Here is a 17279-nt window from a genome sequence, read left to right as displayed (position 1 = left end):
CGTGGGCGGGATCATCGAAGAGATCAGGATCGCACTTCATGCGATCTGGACGCGCCGCTGGCTGGGGCTGGCGGTGGCGTGGGCGGTGTGCATCGCCGGCTGGCTGGTCGTCAGCCAGATGCCGAGCAAGTATGAATCGCACGCCCGCGTGTTCGTCCAGCTGAACAACGTGCTGCCCGCCGGGGTCGACCCGTCGCAGGCGAGCGACGCGGCGCGCGACGTCGATACCGTGCGCCAGACGCTGACCAGCGCGGTCAGCCTGGAAAAGGTGGTGCGCGGCACCGACCTGGCGCAGACGGTGTCGAGCGACCGCGACGTCGCCGATCGCGTCGGCAGCCTTCAGAACGCCATCAAGATCGTCGCGCAGCAGGACAATCTGTTCGAGATCACGACGACCGCTGCGACCCCGCGGCTGGCGACGCAGATCACGCAGAAGCTGATCGACCTGTTCGTCGAGACCAATCTGTCGGAGGATCGCACGCAGAGCAGCCAGGCGATCACCTTCCTGGACGGGCAGCTCGACGCGCTGGGGCGCAAGTTGCAGGATGCCGAGGGCAAGCGCGCCGATTTCCAGAACCGCTACCTGGGCGCCTTGCCGGGCACCGGATCCATCGCCGACCGGATCGGCGCGGCGCGTACGCAGATGAGCCAGGTCGACGGCGATCTGGCCGCGGCGCAATCCAGCCTGGCGGCGATTTCCGGCCAGATGGCGGGGACGCAGCGCAGCGTGCCCGGCGGAGGGGGGATCGCGCCCGGCGTCGGCCCGGCACGCGCGCGGCTGGCGCTGGTGCAGGGGCAACTGGCCGATGCGCGCGCGCGCGGCTTCACCGACAGCCATCCGGACGTCGTCGCACTGAAGCAGCAGCTGGCGCAGGCGCAGGCGGCGGCGCGCAGCGAACCGGCGGCGACGGGCGCGGACGGCAGCGTGCCGAACCCGGCGTATCTCTCGCTTCAGGCGATGCTGGCGGACAAGCAGTCCGCGGTCGCCGCGCTGCAGATGCGCAAGCGGCAGTTGCAGGGCGATCTGGACCTGCTCAATTCCAAGCTGGCCGGCGACCCGGAAGTGGCCGCCGAACAGGGCGATATCGACCGCAATTACGACGTCCTCAAGCAGCAGTACGACCAGCTGCTGGCGCAGCGCGAACAGGTGAAGCTGCGCAGCAGCGCGCAGTCGCAGACCGATGCGGTGAAGTTCAGCGTGATCGACCCGCCGACCATGCCGCGCACGCCGACCGCGCCGAACCGTCCGCTGCTGCTGACCGGGGTGCTGCTGGCGGGGCTGGGCGCGGGAATCGGCGCGGCGTTCGCGATCGGGCGCGTGCAGGCGACCTTCGCCACCGCGCAGCGGCTGGAAAAGGCGACCGGCATCGGCGTGATCGGATCGATCGGCGAGATGGTGACGCGCGCGCAGGAGGAGCGGCGGCGGCGCCAGCTGACCTGGTTCGCGGGCGGCGCGGCGGGTCTGGCGGTCGCCTATGTCGCGCTATTGGGGGTGGAAATGCTCCAGCGGGGAATGGCGGCATGAGCGCGCGGCCCGAATCGCTGATCGAGCGCGCGGCGCGCGTCTATGATTTCAACGCGCATCTACGCGGGCGCGCGGACGCGCCGGTCGAGGCGGTGGCCGTCGAAGAGCCGGTGGCCGCGCGCGTGCAGGACGCGGCGCCGACCGGCACGCTGGCCGCGATCCCGGCGGAATTCCTGTCGGATAGCGACGACGACGGGCTGGACGAATGGATCGCGCCGCCCAGCGACGTGGCGATGATCGACCGCACGATGCTGGCCGAGATGGGGATGCTGGTGCCCGGCGCGCCGGTGGGGGCGCTGGCCGAGGAATTCCGGCTGGTAAAGCGCCAGCTGCTGCTGACCGCGCGGATCGTCGCCGAAGGGCCGCTGCGCCAGCGCGCGCGCACGATCCTGGTCGGATCGGGCAAGCCGGGCGAGGGCAAGACGTTCTGCGCGATCAACCTGGCGATCAGCCTGGCGGCGGAGCGCGATGTCGAGATCCTGCTGGTCGACGCCGATTTCGCCAAGCCCGACGTGCTGGCGCGGCTGGGCGTCGACGGCGAACATACCGGGTTGCTCGATATCCTGGCCGATGCGCGGATCGACCCGGAAGCGTGCGTGATCCGCACCGACGTGCCGCAGCTGTCGCTGCTGGCGGCTGGCAAGCGCAGCCATTCGGATACCGAGCTGCTGGCCTCGGCGCGTACCGGCGAGGTGCTCGACCGGCTGCTGGCGGCGAATCCAAAGCGGATCATCGTGTTCGATTCGCCCCCGGCGCTGGCGGCGTCGCCGGCATCGGTGCTGGCGCTGCTGGTCGGTCAGGTGATGCTGGTGGTGCGTGCCGACCGCACGACCGAGGGCGACGTGCAGGAAGCGGTGCAGCTGCTGGACGGCTGCGACGAAATCCACCTGGTGCTGAACGCGGTGTCGTACGAACCGGGGCGCGGGCGGTTCGGCAGCTATTACGGGCGGGGGGAGTGATGCGGGGGGCGTATATCGCGGCCACGGCGCTGGCGCTGCTGGTGCCGGCGGGCGTCGCGGCGCAGGCGCCGGGTGATGGCGGCACGGGCGGCGGCGGTTCGCGCACCGCGCGCTACGTCCAGCCCTATATCGAGCTGGGGCAGGTGGTGACCGCCGACCTCAACACCGACGACGTGCTGACCTATACCCAGGTCGCCGCGGGGATCGACGCGGGGATCAGCAACGGGCGCGCGCAGGGGCAGGTCAGCTATCGCTACGAACGGCGTATCGACTGGAACGGCGACGTCGGCGATCAGGACGTGCACAGCGGGCTGGCGCTGGCGCAGGTGCGGCTGACCCCGGCGCTGTCACTGGAGGGCGGTGCGATCGCCACGCGCGCGCGCAGCGATATCCGCGGCGCGGCGCCCGGCAACCTGCTGGGCAATGCGGCGAACGTGTCGCAGATCTATTCCTTCTACGCCGGGCCGACGCTGTCGACGCAGGTCGGGCTGCTGGACGTCGGCGCGGCCTATCGCTTCGGCTATACCAAGGTGGAGGTGCCGGACGTGCCCGCGTTGCTGCCCGGGCAGGCGCCGTTCGACTACTTCAACAGCTCGCGCAACCACATGGCGACCGCCACCGTCGGCGTGCCGGTGGGGCGTGTCGCGCCGTTCGGCGTGACCGTCAGCGGCGGGTGGGAGCGCGAGGACGCCGACCAGCTCGACCAAAGATATGACGGCTGGTTCGGGCGCGGCGACGTGGTGATGCCGCTGTCGCGCACCGTCGCGGTGCGCGCGGGCGTGGGGTATGAAAAGATCGAGGTCGGGCAGCGCGACGCGCTGGTGTCCGCCGGCGGCGTGCCGGTGCGCGACGCCGACGGCCGTTTCGTGACCGACCCGGCGTCGCCGGTGCGCATCGCCTACCAGACCGACGGGCTGATCTACGACGCGGGGGTCATCTGGCGTCCCAGCCCACGGCTGGAGCTGCGCGCCAATGCCGGCTACCGTTATGGTGGCGAGACCTATTTCGGATCGCTTAGCTATGCCGTGTCGCGCGACGTGGCGGTCAACGTCCTGCTGTACGACGGGGTCGAAACGTTCGGGCGCCAGCTGCGCGACGGGCTGACGCAATTGCCGCGCGCGTTCGACACCAGCATCGACCCGTTCGGGCAGCAGTTCGGCGGGTGCATCTTCGGGGCGCGACCGGGGCAGGACGCGGGCGGCGGGGGCGGCGCGGGCGGATGCCTGAACGACGTGTTCCAGTCGATCGCGACCGCCAGCTATCGCGCGCGCGGGATCGACGGCGTCATCAGCGCATCGCGCGGGCGCACCAGCTTCGGCTTTGGCATGGGCTACGCCAACCGCCGGCTGTACGCGCCGCGCGGCGCGCCGGGTGTGACCGTGATCGGGCTGGAAGACGAAAGCGCCTATGCCCAGCTGTTCTGGTCGCGCGCGCTGTCGCGGGTGTCGAACCTCGATGCCAACGTCTTCGGCAACTGGTATTCCAGCGGCCTGCCGGGCAGCGGCGACGTCTATGGCTGGGGCGCGAACACGACCTATTCGTACCAGTTCGGGCGGCTGGGGACGCTGGCGTCGATCGGCATCTATGGCTTCGACCAGGGCGGGATCGACACGCAATGGTCCGCGCAGGCGCTGGTCGGCGCGCGGTACAATTTCTGACGGACGCGAGACAGCGCATGTATGACGCATTCTACGGCCTGGCCGACCGCCCGTTCCAGCTGACGCCCGATCCGCGTTTCTGGTGCGAGACGTCGACGCATCGCAAGGCGATGGCCTATCTGGGCTATGGCCTGGCGCAGGGCGAGGGGTTCATCGTCATCACCGGCGATATCGGCGCGGGCAAGACCACGCTGGTCGGGCACCTGACGGCGCAGATCGACCCGGCGAACCTGAACGTCATCACGATCGTGTCGACCGCGGTGGAGCATGAGGACCTGCTGCGGATCGTCGCGCAGGGGCTGAACCTGGACCCGGCGGGCAAGACCAAGGCCGAGCTGCTGATGATCGTCGAGCGCGGGCTGCATGCGGTGGCACGCACCGGGCGGCGCACGCTGCTGATCGTCGACGAGGCGCAGGCTCTGCCCCCGTCGGCGCTGGAGGAGCTGCGGATGCTCTCCAACTTCCAGGCGGGCGGGCGCGCGCTGGTGCAGATCTTCCTGCTGGGCCAGCCGGAGTTCCGCGAGCGGCTGAACGGATCGGACCGGCTGGAACAGCTGCGCCAGCGGGTCATCGCGGTGCATCACCTGGACCCGATGGGCGCCGAGGAGGTGGAGGATTACGTCACCCACCGGCTGACCGTGGCGGGCTGGAGCGGGCGGCCGGCGTTTTCGCCCGATGCCTTCGGCGCGCTGCACCGCGCGACCGGCGGCGTGCCGCGACGCCTGAACCAGTTGATGACGCGCGTGCTGCTGCACGGATCGCTGGGCGAGGCGGAGACGATCGACGCGGCGCTGATCGCGGGCGTGGTCGCCGACGAGGAACGCGATTTGCCCGCGCCGCGCGCCGATACCGCTACGACGCGCACGGCCGCGACGGTCGCCAACGATGCCGCCGCCGCGATCGCCCCGCGCCCCGATCCCGCCACCGAGGCGCGGATCGCGGCGCTGGAGGCGCGGATCGCCGAGCAGGATGCGGCACTGCGCCGCGTGCTGACGCTGCTGGTCGACTGGGTGGAGGGCGACGCGGCGCGCGCGGAGGCGATGCGGGGGGCGGCGTGATGCGCGCCGATCCGGTCGTCGACGCTCCGATCCTGAATGCCATGTCGGTCGATGTGGAGGAATGGTTTCAGGTCGGCGCGTTCGAACGCACGATCGACAAGGCCGACTGGCCGGTGTTGGAATCGCGCGTCGCGGATAACACCGCGCGGGTCATCGACCTGTTCGCCGCCGCGAACGTGCGCGCGACCTTCTTCACGTTGGGCTGGGTGGCGGCTCGGCAACCCGCGCTGATGCAGCGGATCGTGGCGGCGGGGCATGAGATCGCCAGCCACGGATGGGATCACCAGCGCGTCTTCACGATGACCGCGGAGGAATTCCGCGCCGACCTGCGCCGCGCGCGGGCCGCGCTGGAGGATGCCGGGGGCGTCGCGGTGACGGGCTATCGCGCGCCCAGCTTCTCGATCGACCCGCGCACGCCCTGGGCGCACGCGGTGCTGGCGGAGGAAGGCTATGCCTATTCCAGCAGCGTCGCGCCGGTGGCGCATGACCATTACGGCTGGCGCGACAGCCCGCGCTACGCCTGGTCGCCGCTGGCGGATGCGGCGCTGGTCGAACTGCCCGTGACGGTGGCGGAGGTTGCCGGGCGGCGGATCGCGACGGGGGGCGGGTTCTTCCGGCTGCTGCCCGCCGCGCTGACCGATCATGCGTTGCGCCAGGTCCATGCCGCGGGCGCGCCGGGCGTCTTCTATTTCCACCCGTGGGAGGTCGACCCCGGCCAGCCGCGCGTCGCCAATTCGCCGCTGAAGTCGCGGGTGCGGCATTACAGCCGCATCGGCGCGATGGCAGGCAAGCTGGACGGGTTGCTGCGCCGGCACCGCTGGGGACGGACCGACGCGGTCGTCGCGCGGCTGGCGCGATGACGATGCCGCTGACCGCCGCGCCGGTCGGCGTGCGCCGCGCCGACCCGCGCGAGGTGGCGGCGTTCGTCGCGGCGCACCCCGCTGCCACGCCGTTCCATTTGCCCGAATGGAGCGCGGCGGTGGAGCGGGGGTGCGGGCAGCGCGCGCACTGGCTGGTCGCCGAACGTGCCGATGGCGCGATGATCGGCGCGGTGCCGCTGACCGAGATGCGATCGCCGCTGTTCGGGCGCGCCGTGGTGTCGGCGGGGTTCGCGGTCGACGGCGGCATGCTGGGCGAGGACGGGGCGGTGGGGCCGCTGGCGGCGGGCGCGGTGGCGCTGGCGCAGGAACTGTCGTGCCCCTCGGTCGAGTGGCGCGGCGGGGCGGCGCCGGCGGGCTGGGCGGTCGATACCACCAGCTATCTGGGCTTCGCGCGCGATCTGGCAGCGGACGACGATGCGGAATTGCTGGCCATCCCGCGCAAGCAGCGGGCGGAGGTGCGCAAGGCGCTGGCGGGCGACCTGACCGTCCATGTCGCGCGCACGCGCGCGGCGGCGGACGAACATTACCGCATCTATGCCGAATCGGTGCGCAACCTGGGCACGCCGGTGTTCCCGCGCGGGCTGTTCCGGGCCGTGCTGGAGACGATGGACGCCGACGTGCTGACCGTCCGCCACCAGGGCAGCCCGGTGGCGAGCGTGCTGAGCCTGTATCACCGCGGCACCGTCTACCCCTATTGGGGCGGGGGCACGGCGGCGGCGCGGGCGTTGCGCGCCAACGACCGGATGTATTTCGCGCTGATGGCGCATGCGCGGGCGCGGGGGTGCACGCGCTTCGACTTTGGACGGTCCAAGACCGGGACCGGTGCGGCGGCGTTCAAGAAGAACTGGGGGTTCGAGGGACGCCCGTTGACCTATGCGGTGTGGAGCGCGGGCGAACGGCGCGAGGTGAACCCGCTGAACCCCAAATATGCGCTGATGGTGAAGGCGTGGCAGCGGCTGCCGCTGCCGGTCGCCAATGCGGTCGGGCCGTGGATCAGCCGGGGGCTGGGGTGACGCCGGGCGCCACGGGCGATGTGCTGTTCCTGGCGCATCGCGTGCCCTTTCCCCCCGATCGCGGCGACAAGATCAGGGGCTATCACATCCTGCGGCATCTGGCCGCGCGCGCGAAGGTGCACCTGATCGCGTTCGCCGACGATCCGCGCGACCATGCGCCGGCGGCGGCGTTCACCGGCATGCTGGCCAGCCACACGATCGTGCCGCGCACCAAGCCGCAATGGCGCGCCGGGCTGGAGGCGCTGGCGAGCGGGCGGCCGCTGTCGCTGACCGCGTTCGACGACGATGCGGTGCGGCGCGCGGTGGCCGACGTGGTGGCGCGGCATCCGGTGGCGTGCGCTTACGCCTTTTCGGGGCAGATGGCGCCGTATCTGCCGGCGGGGGTGCGGCGGGTGATGGACTTCGTGGATGCCGATTCGGCGAAGTTCGCGGCCTATGCCGCCGACGCGCGCGGGCCGATGCGCTGGATGCTGGCGCGCGAGGCGCGGTTGCTGGCGGCGTTCGAGCGCGACGTGGCGGGGGCGGTCGACGCCAGCCTGTTCGTCAGCGCCGAGGAAGCCGCGCTGGTGCCGGGCGGACAGCCGCTGGAAAACGGCATCGACGCCGCTTTTTTCGACCCCGCGGCGAGGTTCGCGCCGGTGGCGCCGCCGGGCAAGCCGCTGATCGTGTTCACCGGGCAGATGGATTATCGCCCCAATGTGGAGGCCGTCAGCGCATTCGTGCGCGACGTCCTGCCGCAGCTGCCGGCGGCGCATTTCGCGATCGTCGGGCGCGCGCCGACCCCCGCGGTGCGCTCGCTGGCCGGATATCGGGTGACGGTTACCGGCGAGGTGGCGGACGTGCGCGGCTGGCTGGCGGCGGCGGACGTGGTGGTCGCGCCACTGATGCTGGCGCGCGGTATCCAAAACAAGGTGCTGGAGGCGATGGCGATGGCGCGCCCGGTGGTCGCCAGCGCCGCCGCCGCCGAGGGGATCGACCATGCCGGCGCGCTGCGCGTCGCGGGCGATGCGGCGGCGATCGCGCGGGAGATCGTCGCGTTGCTGGCGGATCGCGCGGCAGCGGGGGCGCTGGGGCGCGCGGCGCGGGCGCGGGTGATCGCGCGCTATGACTGGGCGGCGCGGCTGGCGCCGCTCGACGCGATCGTCGGGTTGCCGGCGTGACCGATACGACCGTGGCGGAGCGCGGCGGATGGCCGCAGCACCTCGTCGCGCTGGCGGCCACCGCGGCGGCGCTGCTGCTGCTGTTCCGCGCCGATGTGGCGGCGATGACGCGCATCTGGTGGACCAGCACGACGTTCGGCCACTGCCTGTTCATCGCGCCGGTGGTCGCGTGGCTGGTGTGGACGCGCCGGAGCGGCCTGGCGGCGATCGCGCCGGTCGGCTGGGCGCCGGGGGTGGCGATCACCGCCGGCGCGGCATTCCTGTGGCTGCTGGGCGATGCGGGCGAAGTCGCGCTGGTGCGGCAGGTCGCGCTGGTGGCGATGCTGGCGGGTGCGATGATTGCGGTACTGGGGCCGAACGTGGCGCGCGCGCTGGCGTTTCCGATCGCCTATGCGTTCTTCATGGTGCCGTTCGGCGACGCGTTCGAGCCGGTGCTGCAGGACGTGACCGTCGCGTTGGTGATGCCGCTGCTCCACGCGGTCGGCGTGCCGGCCAGCGTCGACGGGGTGCTGATCCACGCCGGCCCCTATTATTTCGAGGTGGCCGAGGCGTGTTCGGGCGCGAAGTTCGTGATCGCGATGCTGGCCTATGGCGCGCTGGTGGCCAATACCTGTTTTCGCAGCTGGCGGCGGCGCGCGATCTGGATGGCGGCGTGCGTGGCCGTGCCGGTGCTGGCCAATGCGGTGCGTGCGTTCGGGACGATCGTGGCGGCGCAGCATTGGGGCGTGGCGGCCGCGACGGGGGCCGACCATATCGTCTATGGCTGGGTGTTCTTCGGCGTGGTGATGGCGGCGTTGATGGCCGGTGCATGGCGGTGGTTCGACCGCGCGCCGGACGATCTGCTGTTCGATCCCGCGCGCTTGCGCCGCCCGGTGCGGCTGACGCTGGCGCCCGCCTTCGCGGGCGTGCTGGCGGTCGGCGCCGCGGCGGTGGCGCCGGCGACCAGCGCGAGCATCGCGGCGCGCGCGCTGGCGATGCCGCATCGCATCGCGCTGCCCGATCTGCCGGGGTGGCAGCGCGTCGCGCCGGAGACGGGTGCGGCGGGCTGGGCGCCGTGGCATCCGGGGGCGGACCATCACCTGATCGCGCGTTATGCCGATGCTGAGGGCCGCGCGGTCGACTGGGCGCTGGCGGCCTATGCCGGGCAGGGCGAGGGGCGCAAGCTGGCGGCGTTCGGTACCGGCGCGCTGCGGCAGGGGGACCGCTGGATCCGCGTCGCCGACCTGCCCGCGATCGACGGCGGCCATGCGATGCGGATCGTCACCCAGGCGAAGGGCGGCACCGTGGAGCGGATCGTCGTCACATGGTATCGCGTCGGCTGGACCGTGACCGGAGACGACAGACAGGTGAAATGGGCGACGATGACCGACCGGCTGCGCGGCGGCACGCAGACCGCGGTGGCGATGCACCTGTCGGCGGTGGTGCGCCCCGATGCGGGCGGCGTGCCCGCGGCGGTGGCGGCGATCCGCGCGTTGCGCGCCGCGATCGGCCCGGTCGGCCCGGCGGTCGACCGGATCGTGCGGCCGGCCTACTGACATGTGCGGGATCGCCGGTCTGTTCTACCCCGCCACGCCCAAGCCGGTCGATCCGGCGCGGGTGGCGGCGATGGCGGATGCGATGGCGCATCGCGGCCCCGACGGCGCGGGGGTGTGGACCGCGCCCGGCGTCGGCCTGTCGCATCGGCGGCTGTCGATCATCGACATCGCCGGATCGCCGCAGCCGATGGCGAGCGCCGACGCACGCCACGCGATCGTCTTCAACGGCGAGATCTACAATTACCGCGAGCTGCGCCGCGAGCTGATCGACCGGGGCTGCGTGTTCCGCACCGATGGCGATACCGAGGTTCTGCTGCACGGCTATGCCCAATGGGGGCCGGCGCTGCTCGACCGGCTGGTCGGCATGTTCGCCTTCGCGATCCACGATGCGGCGACGCAGACGCTGTTCGTCGCGCGTGACCGGTTGGGGGTGAAGCCGCTCCATTACGTCGAGCTGGCCGACGGCGCGCTGGCGTTCGCGTCGGAGCTGAAGGGGTTGCTGGCACACCCGCTGCTGCGCCGCGCGCCCGATATCCGCGCGGTCGAGGATTACCTCGCCTTCGGCTACGTCCCCGACGACGCCTGTATCGTCGCGGGGGTGAAGAAGCTGCCGGCGGGGCATTTCCTGCTGGTCGAGCGCGGGCGGCCGGTGCCGGCGCCGCGGCAATGGTGGGACGTCAGCTTCGCCGATCGCGCGCGCGGCAGTGCGGCGGCGCTGGAGGAGGAATTGCTGGCGCTGATGCGCGAGGGCGTCCGTTCGCGCATGGTCGCCGACGTGCCGCTGGGCGCGTTCCTGTCGGGCGGGGTGGACAGTTCGGCGGTTGTCGCGCTGATGGCGGAGGCGAGCCGGCAGGCGGTGAAGACCTGCACGATCGGCTTCGACGAGGCGGGGCATGACGAGCGCGGATATGCCGCGCAGGTGGCGCAACGCTTCGCGACCGCGCACCACGAACGGGTGGTGCGATCGGGCGACGTCGCGCTGATCGACACGATCGTCGACGCCTTCGACGAACCGTTCGCGGATGCCTCCGCGCTGGCCACCTATCAGGTGGCGGCGCTGGCGCGTGAGACGGTGACGGTGGCGCTGTCGGGCGACGGCGCGGACGAGGCGCTGGCCGGATACCGTCGCCACCGCTTCCAGCATGCCGAGGAACGCTTGCGCGGCATCGTGCCCGCCGCATGGCGCGCGCCGCTGTTCGGGACGCTGGGGCGCGCCTGGCCCAAGGCGGACTGGGCGCCGCGTCCGCTGCGCGCGAAGACGACGCTGCTGGCGCTCGCGGGGGACGGGGCGGAGGGCTATGCCCGGTCGGTGGGTGTGACGACGCCGGAAGTGCGCGCGGCGCTGTTCACCGACGCGGCAAAGCGCGCGCTGGCGGGGCACCGGGCGGAGGACCGCTATGTCGCGGCGATGCGCGACGCGCCGGCGCGCGACGCGCTGGACCGCGCGCAATATGCCGACCTGAAGATCTGGCTGCCCGGTGATATCCTGACCAAGACCGACCGGACCAGCATGGCGGTATCGCTGGAGGTGCGCGAGCCGTTGCTTGATCACCGGCTGATCGCATTCGCCGCGCGGCTTCCCGTGGGGATGCGGCTGCGCGGGGGGCAGGGCAAGTGGCTGATGAAGAAGGCGATGCAACGCTATCTGCCGCGCGAGATCCTGTACCGGCCGAAAATGGGGTTCGTGACCCCGGTGAGCGACTGGTTCCGTGGGCCACTGGCGGAGGAGGCCGCCGGGCTGGCGCGATCGCGCACGCTGGCGGACACCGGCTGGTTCGACCTGGACCGGCTGGCGCGGCTGGCCGAGACGCACCGCCACGGGCGCGAGGAACATGGCCGGACGCTGTGGCAGTTCGTGATGCTGGAGCGCAGCCTGACGCGGCTGTTCGGGTAGCGGCGCGCGCGCGAATGTTGCGAATGTTGAGACGATCGCGGGGGTGAGGCGGGTGGCATGGGGGACGACGGCTCCTTCGTGGCACCGGCGACATAGCGGCGTGGGCGGGGCGTAGGACAGGGGCGGGGTATTGCCGCTTGGCCTTGCGGGCGGGCGCCGGTCCGGGGGTACGCGTGGCGGGTGTGTCGTGATGCGGCGGGAGGCCCCAGCTTTCGCTGGGGCGACGTGTTCTTGCGGGCCTTTGGCGCGTGGGCGCTGCTTTTGCTGGAGGCTTCTGCGGATGGCGGTTTTCGCGCCTCTCCGGTTGTCACGCCTTCGAAGGCCAGGCGCCAGGTTGCCGCAAACGCAACGGCGTGTGCGTTCGGGGAACCATGGATGCCGGAACAAGTCCGGCATGACGGGAGGGAAAGGGCGTCGCCCTCAGCGTTTCCTCGCCGCCTTGCCGACCGGCACGAAGCGGATCGCCTGTCCGCCGCCGGGGGCGAGCGCGATGGTGAGCTGGTCGCCGCGGCGGACGGTCTTCGTCTCGACCGTCATCGCGTGGCGCGCGGCGGTGCGGTAATCGGCGCCCGGGCCGTCGCGGTAGATCTCGGCGGTATAGGCGCGCCCGGGGTCGAGGAAATCGAGCGCGACGGTGAAGCTGCGCGCTTCCTCGTCCCCCACCGATCCCAGGAACCATTCGTCCGACCCCTTTTTGCGCCGGGCGACGGTGGCGTAATCGCCGACCTCTCCGTTCAGGACGCGCGTGTCGCTCCAGTCGGTCGGCACCGCGCGGAGGAACGGCAGCGTCGCGGGATATTGCGCGTATGCCTCGGGCGTGTCGGCGACCATGACGACGGGGGAGTAGATGACGACGTAATTGGCCAGCTGCTTGGCCAGCGTGGAGGGAATGTCGCTGTCGTCCGACCCCTTCAGGCTGACGATGCCGGGGGTGAAGTCCATCGGCCCGCCCAGCAACTGGGTGAAGACGAGGTTCGCTTCATGCTCGGGCGGGTTCTTGTCCTGCCAGCTCATATATTCCATGCCCCGGCCGCCTTCGCGCGCGACCCAATTGGGCCAGGTACGGCGCAGCCCGGTGTCCTTGACCGGTTCGTGGCTGTCGATCGAGACGTGGTACTTGGCGGCGGTTTCGACGACGCGGGCATAGTGGTTCACCATCCACTGCCCTTCGTGCCACTCGCGGTGCTGCGATCCGTCGGCGTCGGTGCGCTCGATCTGGCCGGCGTCGGTGACATAGCCGGTCTTGACCACCGGGATGCCGTGGTCCTGCGCGTATTTGAACGCACGATCCAGCTGCGCATCGTAATGGCTGGCGGAGCCGCCGGTTTCGTTGTGGCCGATCAGGTAGACGCCCTTGGACTTCGCATAGCGTTGCAGCTCGGCGGCGTCGAAATCCTCGGTCGGCTGGTCGAACTGCATGTCCTTGCCATTGCCGAACCAGTCGCCGTCCCAGCCGACGTTCCACCCCTCCACCAGCACGCCGGGGATGCCGTTGGCGGCGGCGAAGTCGATGTAGTGCTTGACGTTGGCGGTGGTCGCGCCGTGCCTGGGCCCGCGCGACCATGTCCATTTGCCGGTGATCATGTTCCACCACACGCCGACGAACTTGCCCGGGCGGATCCATGACGAGGTGTCGCCCAGCTTGTTCGGCTCGTTGAGGTTCAGCCCGATGCGGCTGGCGGCGTAGAGGCCGGCGGCATCGTCGGCGATCGCGATCGTGCGCCACGGCGTGGAGAAGCCGGCGGCGCGCGACACCGATGCCGCGGCCGACCCCGGCGTCAGATCCGCGATGAAGGCATTGGGGCGATCGGAGCGGCGCAGGTTCATCGCGGCATAATCGACCAGCGCGGCTTCATGGATGGCGACATGCGTGCCGCTGGCCAGCTTCACCGTCATCACCGTCTGCGCGGTGCCGACGCCATCGAGCGGGGTCTTGCGGTAGCGATATTCCTCGCGATTCCACAGATAGGCGGGCTTCCACCAGGCGGTGCCCGGTTCGGCAAAGGCGAATTCGGTCAGTTCGCCCGCGATGTTCGCCTGTTTCAGGTTCGCTTGCGCCGGCAGGGTGTAGCGGAAGCCGACGCCGTCGTCGAAGATGCGGAAGGTGACGCCGATCTCGCGCTTCAGCCGCGCGGCCTCGCGAAAGCGGACGGTCAGTTCGTTGTGGCGATCGCGGATCGTCTCCCACTCGCCCCACGGCTGGCGCCAGGTGGTGTCGGCACGATCGCGCGCGGTGCCGGCGAGCGCGAGGCCGCGGTCGATCTTCGGCGCGTCGGTGAACAGGAAGCCGAGGCGGCTGTCGGTGAGGATCGCGCGCCCGTCACGCGCCACCGCATAGCTGGCGCGCCCTTCGCCATCGAGCGCGACGGTGACGGTGATCCGCCCGTCGGGGGAGGTGCCCTTCGCCACCACCTGCGTCTTGGGCCGGTTCGCCAGATCGTCCTGCGCGGCGGCGGGGGCGGCGATGGTGATCGCGGCCAGCGTCAGCAGGGCAGGCATGGTGATGCGGCGGGTCATGGTCGCTCCTTGGAATCCTCTCACCCGGTCACGCCTATACCGGTGCGCGCCGGGCGGGGAGCGAAATCGAACCGCCTGATCCGCATCAGCATGGCGAACCCAGGCGCGCGGCGACCGTTGATGGCCGATCAAGGGCAGCAGCGACGGACAGGTTCGATGGGCGACGACGGCTTCCGCATCTATGGCACCCCCGATCCCCAGAGCGATCAGGCGCCGCCCGCGGGCGGGATGCGCGGGGAGGGAAATGCGACCCCGGACGGCGGCCCGACGATGCGTCACGCGGTGACGCTGGAGAACGGGCGGCAGGTGGCGGTGGAGGAAACATCCGGCGTCGCGCATGTCGAGGCGCTGGCGGAACCACCGTCGCGCGGGCGGGTAGAGCGCGTGCCGCTGTGGCCGCTGGCGGTGATCGCGGGGGCGATCGGCTATGGACTGGGCCGGTGGCGGCGCGTGCGGGAGGAACGCGGGGCGGCGGTGCCGGCGGCCTTCACCGCGCCCGCAGGCGCGGCGGGCGGCTTTGCCCAGGTGCGCGATGCCGGGCCTGCGGCGGCGCGCGACGAGGATGCCGCCCGCTGGGACCGGGTGGACGAGAGCAGCGACGAATCCTTCCCGGCGAGCGACCCGCCGGCCTATTGATTCAGGGCGCGACCACCGAACACGCGCTACCCGCCTTCGCGCAGGCGCGCTGCGCATCGGCGCGCGAGGCGAAGCCGGTCGCCTGGAGCCGGGTGAGGCCGCCCGCGCGGACGTAATCGGCGCTGCCGCCGACCCGTGCGCCGACCTGCGACCAGAGCGCACGCGCATTGGCGGCGTCGCGGAACGCGCCGAGCTGGACGCGCCAGGCGCCGCTTGCGGGCTTCGCGGCCGGTTTGGCGGCGGGCTTCGCGGGTGTCGGCTTGGGGGTGGGGGCCGGCTTCGGCGTGGTCACCTGGGCGGTCGATGTCGCGACGGGTTTCGGCGCGGTGGGCACGGTGACGCCGCCGGGTGCGGGATAGCTGGCGCCGGGGCGGGCGGGGGTCGCCGCCGGTTTCGGCGCGGCGGGCTTCGGGGCGGGCGCCGGTGCCGGCGCCGCCGCGGCGACCTGCACGGCGCGGCCGCGCGCCTCGATCTGCTGCGCCATCAGCAACCCTTCGCGCCGTTGCGCCTCGGGGATGTAGCGGTCCATCTGCGCCAGCGTCTGCGACCCCTGCGGCAGCCCCTGTTGCGACGAGCGCGTCACCAGCGCATAGGCGCGCGTCCAGTCGCGCGACACCGCATCGCCGTTGAACAGCATGGTGCCCAGCACCAGCTCGGCGCGCTTTTCGTCGCGGGCCACCGCCTTTTCCAGCCACGGCAGCGCATCCGCCCGGCGGTCGTTCTGGAACAGCGACAGGCCGTAATTGTCCTCCGCCTGCGGATGCCCCTGCACCGCGGCCTTGCGGAACCATTCCAGCGCCTGCGCCTGATCGGCGGGGACGCCGCGGCCCAGCTTGTACGCCTGGCCCAGGTTGAACTGCGCATCGGCATCGCCCGCGGCAGCGGGGGCGCGCCATTGTTCGACCGCCCTGGCATAGTCGCCGCGGCTCCACGCCTCGACCCCCGCCTTGACGTCGGCTGCGGCAACCGCCGGCGCCAGCATCGCCACCGCGGCGAGTGCCGCCACCAGACTGCCCTTCATCGCGCATACCCCCTTGTACGCCGGCCCCATCTACCGGCTTCATGCCTTAGCACGCCCATGCGCGCAAAGGCATTAACCATCCGTCATCAGCGGGCGGGTGGGCGGCCGGCGCGCGATCGTTGCGCAACGGCATTAACGGTTCGTCCACCCCGACATGGCATTCCCGCAGCCGAAACGTCGACGAGGTGAACGGGGCGAGATGCGCATACTGGCGATGGCATCGCAGAAGGGCGGGTCGGGGAAGACCACGCTGTCCGGCCATCTGGCGGTGCAGGCGCAACGCGCCGGTGCCGGCCCGGTGGTGCTGATCGACATCGATCCGCAAGGATCGCTGGCCGATTGGTGGAACGAGCGCGAGGAGGAATATCCCGCCTTCGCGCAGACCACCGTCGCGCGGCTGGCCGCCGATCTGGAGGTGTTGCGCCAGCAGGGGTTCAAGCTGGCGGTGATCGACACCCCGCCGGCGATCACCATGGCGATCCAGAGCGTGATCCAGGTCGCCGAGCTGATCGTCATCCCGACGCGCCCCAGCCCGCACGACCTGCGTGCGGTCGGCGCCACGGTCGACCTGTGCGAACGGTCGGGCAAGCCGCTGATCTTCGTCGTCAACGCCGCCACGCCCAAGGCGCGGATCACCTCCGACGCGGCGGTCGCTTTGTCCCAGCATGGGACGGTGGCGCCGATCACGGTCCACCAGCGTACCGATTTCGCCGCGTCGATGATCGACGGGCGCACGGTGATGGAGGTCGACCCCAAGGGCCGCTCCGCCGCCGAGATCGCCGAATTGTGGGACTATGTGTCCGACCGGCTGGAGAAGAATTTCCGCCGCACGGTCTTTTCCGCGCCCAAGCCGGGTGCCGGATACGGATCGGTGCGGCCGCAGGCGGGCGGCTTCGGTCGCCGGGTGGTGGGCTGATGCTGGGGACCAAGCCGTTGGCGTCGCTGACGTCCGGGCTGCTCGCACGCAAGGGGCAGGCGCGTCCCGCCATGCGCCGGCAGGGCGCGTCGCTGACCGCGCTGTCGCATGCCGGGGAGGAGCTGGGCTGGAACGACATGGGCACCGCGCCCGCCGTGCCCGAGCCGCTGCCGCTGGTGTTGGAGGAACGTGCGCAATTGCAGGCCGCGCTGGTGGTGGAGGATGAGGTCGCGCCGGCGTCGGAAGCACCGGTCGCCGCTCCGGTGGTCGCCGCCGCGCCGCTGCCGCTGCCGTTGCCCGTTTCGGGGCGCAAGGCCGCCTTCACGTTGCGGCTCGACCGCGAACGCCACCTGCGGCTGCGGCTGGCGGCGGCGGTGCGCGGCCAGTCGGCGCAGCAGCTTGTCACGCACGCGCTCGACGCGCTGATCGCCACCATGCCCGAGGTGGAGGCACTGCGCGCGCAACTGCCCGATGACGGGCACCAGCCGATCGTTCGGGGGGACTGA

The 17279-nt window shown here is 71.5% G+C and carries 14 protein-coding genes; 12 read left to right on the top strand and 2 right to left on the bottom strand.

Annotated features, from left to right (window positions below):
- The first annotated feature begins 1 nt into the window (after position 1).
- The 9 genes from COA07_RS03660 to COA07_RS03625 are packed head-to-tail and all read left to right on the top strand — an operon-like array spanning position 2 to position 11683.
- Positions 2-1525 (top strand): XrtA system polysaccharide chain length determinant, encoded by a 1524-nt coding sequence (locus tag COA07_RS03660; protein ID WP_066709410.1) that lies wholly within the window; start codon positions 2-4, stop codon positions 1523-1525.
- The gene (locus COA07_RS03655) at positions 1522-2484 is read left to right on the top strand and encodes an AAA family ATPase (protein WP_066709412.1); all 963 of its coding nucleotides are present in this window, start codon (positions 1522-1524) and stop codon (positions 2482-2484) included. Before COA07_RS03660 ends, COA07_RS03655 begins: the two co-directional genes overlap by 4 nt.
- A complete protein-coding gene (locus tag COA07_RS17695; RefSeq protein WP_066709415.1) occupies positions 2484-4142 on the top strand; it encodes a hypothetical protein in 1659 nt (552 codons plus the stop codon). The genes COA07_RS03655 and COA07_RS17695 overlap by 1 nt, the downstream gene beginning before the upstream one ends.
- A 17-nt stretch (positions 4143-4159) precedes the next feature.
- Positions 4160-5200, top strand: a complete 1041-nt coding sequence (locus COA07_RS03645; protein WP_066709418.1) for an ExeA family protein — start codon at positions 4160-4162, stop codon at positions 5198-5200.
- Entirely contained in the window at positions 5200-6060 is an 861-nt protein-coding gene (locus COA07_RS03640) for an XrtA system polysaccharide deacetylase (RefSeq protein WP_066709421.1), read from the top strand. Before COA07_RS03645 ends, COA07_RS03640 begins: the two co-directional genes overlap by 1 nt.
- Positions 6057-7094 carry a FemAB family XrtA/PEP-CTERM system-associated protein gene (locus COA07_RS18405; RefSeq protein WP_066709424.1) on the top strand — a complete coding sequence of 346 codons (1038 nt, stop codon included), beginning with the start codon at positions 6057-6059 and terminating at the stop codon, positions 7092-7094. The genes COA07_RS03640 and COA07_RS18405 overlap by 4 nt, the downstream gene beginning before the upstream one ends.
- The gene (locus COA07_RS18400) at positions 7070-8254 is read left to right on the top strand and encodes a TIGR03087 family PEP-CTERM/XrtA system glycosyltransferase (protein WP_245841982.1); all 1185 of its coding nucleotides are present in this window, start codon (positions 7070-7072) and stop codon (positions 8252-8254) included. Before COA07_RS18405 ends, COA07_RS18400 begins: the two co-directional genes overlap by 25 nt.
- On the top strand, positions 8251-9789 hold the full coding sequence (xrtA, locus tag COA07_RS03630) for an exosortase A (RefSeq protein ID WP_245841981.1): 1539 nt from the start codon (positions 8251-8253) through the stop codon (positions 9787-9789). Before COA07_RS18400 ends, xrtA begins: the two co-directional genes overlap by 4 nt.
- A gap of 1 nt (position 9790) precedes the next feature.
- Complete coding sequence (locus COA07_RS03625; protein ID WP_066713229.1) at positions 9791-11683, top strand: XrtA/PEP-CTERM system amidotransferase; 1893 nt, start codon at positions 9791-9793, stop codon at positions 11681-11683.
- 420 nt (positions 11684-12103) lie between these two features.
- Here COA07_RS03625 and COA07_RS03620 read toward each other — a convergent pair whose 3' ends face one another.
- The gene (locus tag COA07_RS03620; protein ID WP_096640439.1) at positions 12104-14200 is read right to left on the bottom strand and encodes a glycoside hydrolase family 97 protein; all 2097 of its coding nucleotides are present in this window, start codon (positions 14198-14200) and stop codon (positions 12104-12106) included.
- Positions 14201-14356: 156 nt separating this feature from the next.
- On the opposite strand from COA07_RS03620, the gene COA07_RS18800 reads away from it, so the two are divergent.
- Positions 14357-14836 carry a hypothetical protein gene (locus COA07_RS18800; RefSeq protein WP_245841980.1) on the top strand — a complete coding sequence of 160 codons (480 nt, stop codon included), beginning with the start codon at positions 14357-14359 and terminating at the stop codon, positions 14834-14836.
- Between the two features lies 1 nt (position 14837).
- On the opposite strand, the gene COA07_RS03610 is transcribed toward COA07_RS18800, so the two are convergent.
- Positions 14838-15857, bottom strand: coding sequence for an SPOR domain-containing protein (locus COA07_RS03610; protein WP_096640437.1), 1020 nt, complete (start codon positions 15855-15857; stop codon positions 14838-14840).
- A 199-nt stretch (positions 15858-16056) separates the two neighbouring features.
- Here COA07_RS03610 and COA07_RS03605 point away from each other — a divergent pair, with 199 nt between their 5' ends.
- Positions 16057-16773, top strand: coding sequence for a ParA family protein (locus COA07_RS03605; protein WP_066489645.1), 717 nt, complete (start codon positions 16057-16059; stop codon positions 16771-16773).
- Positions 16773-17279, top strand: coding sequence for a hypothetical protein (locus COA07_RS03600; RefSeq protein ID WP_066713304.1), 507 nt, complete (start codon positions 16773-16775; stop codon positions 17277-17279). The genes COA07_RS03605 and COA07_RS03600 overlap by 1 nt, the downstream gene beginning before the upstream one ends.

Source organism: Sphingomonas adhaesiva (assembly GCF_002374855.1).
Lineage (GTDB): Bacteria > Pseudomonadota > Alphaproteobacteria > Sphingomonadales > Sphingomonadaceae > Sphingomonas > Sphingomonas adhaesiva.
Note: the sequence above shows the minus strand (reverse complement) of the source record. Positions and strands in the feature narration are given on the sequence as shown.

Coding starts and splice junctions, on each gene's coding strand:
- COA07_RS17695 (WP_066709415.1), top strand. CDS start 2,484: ATGCGGGGGGCGTATATCGCGGCCACGGCGCTGGCGCTGCTGGTGCCG.
- COA07_RS03605 (WP_066489645.1), top strand. CDS start 16,057: ATGCGCATACTGGCGATGGCATCGCAGAAGGGCGGGTCGGGGAAGACC.
- COA07_RS03640 (WP_066709421.1), top strand. CDS start 5,200: ATGCGCGCCGATCCGGTCGTCGACGCTCCGATCCTGAATGCCATGTCG.
- COA07_RS03620 (WP_096640439.1), bottom strand. CDS start 14,200: ATGACCCGCCGCATCACCATGCCTGCCCTGCTGACGCTGGCCGCGATC.
- COA07_RS03610 (WP_096640437.1), bottom strand. CDS start 15,857: ATGAAGGGCAGTCTGGTGGCGGCACTCGCCGCGGTGGCGATGCTGGCG.
- COA07_RS03655 (WP_066709412.1), top strand. CDS start 1,522: ATGAGCGCGCGGCCCGAATCGCTGATCGAGCGCGCGGCGCGCGTCTAT.
- COA07_RS03625 (WP_066713229.1), top strand. CDS start 9,791: ATGTGCGGGATCGCCGGTCTGTTCTACCCCGCCACGCCCAAGCCGGTC.
- COA07_RS03645 (WP_066709418.1), top strand. CDS start 4,160: ATGTATGACGCATTCTACGGCCTGGCCGACCGCCCGTTCCAGCTGACG.
- COA07_RS18405 (WP_066709424.1), top strand. CDS start 6,057: ATGACGATGCCGCTGACCGCCGCGCCGGTCGGCGTGCGCCGCGCCGAC.
- COA07_RS03600 (WP_066713304.1), top strand. CDS start 16,773: ATGCTGGGGACCAAGCCGTTGGCGTCGCTGACGTCCGGGCTGCTCGCA.
- COA07_RS18800 (WP_245841980.1), top strand. CDS start 14,357: ATGGGCGACGACGGCTTCCGCATCTATGGCACCCCCGATCCCCAGAGC.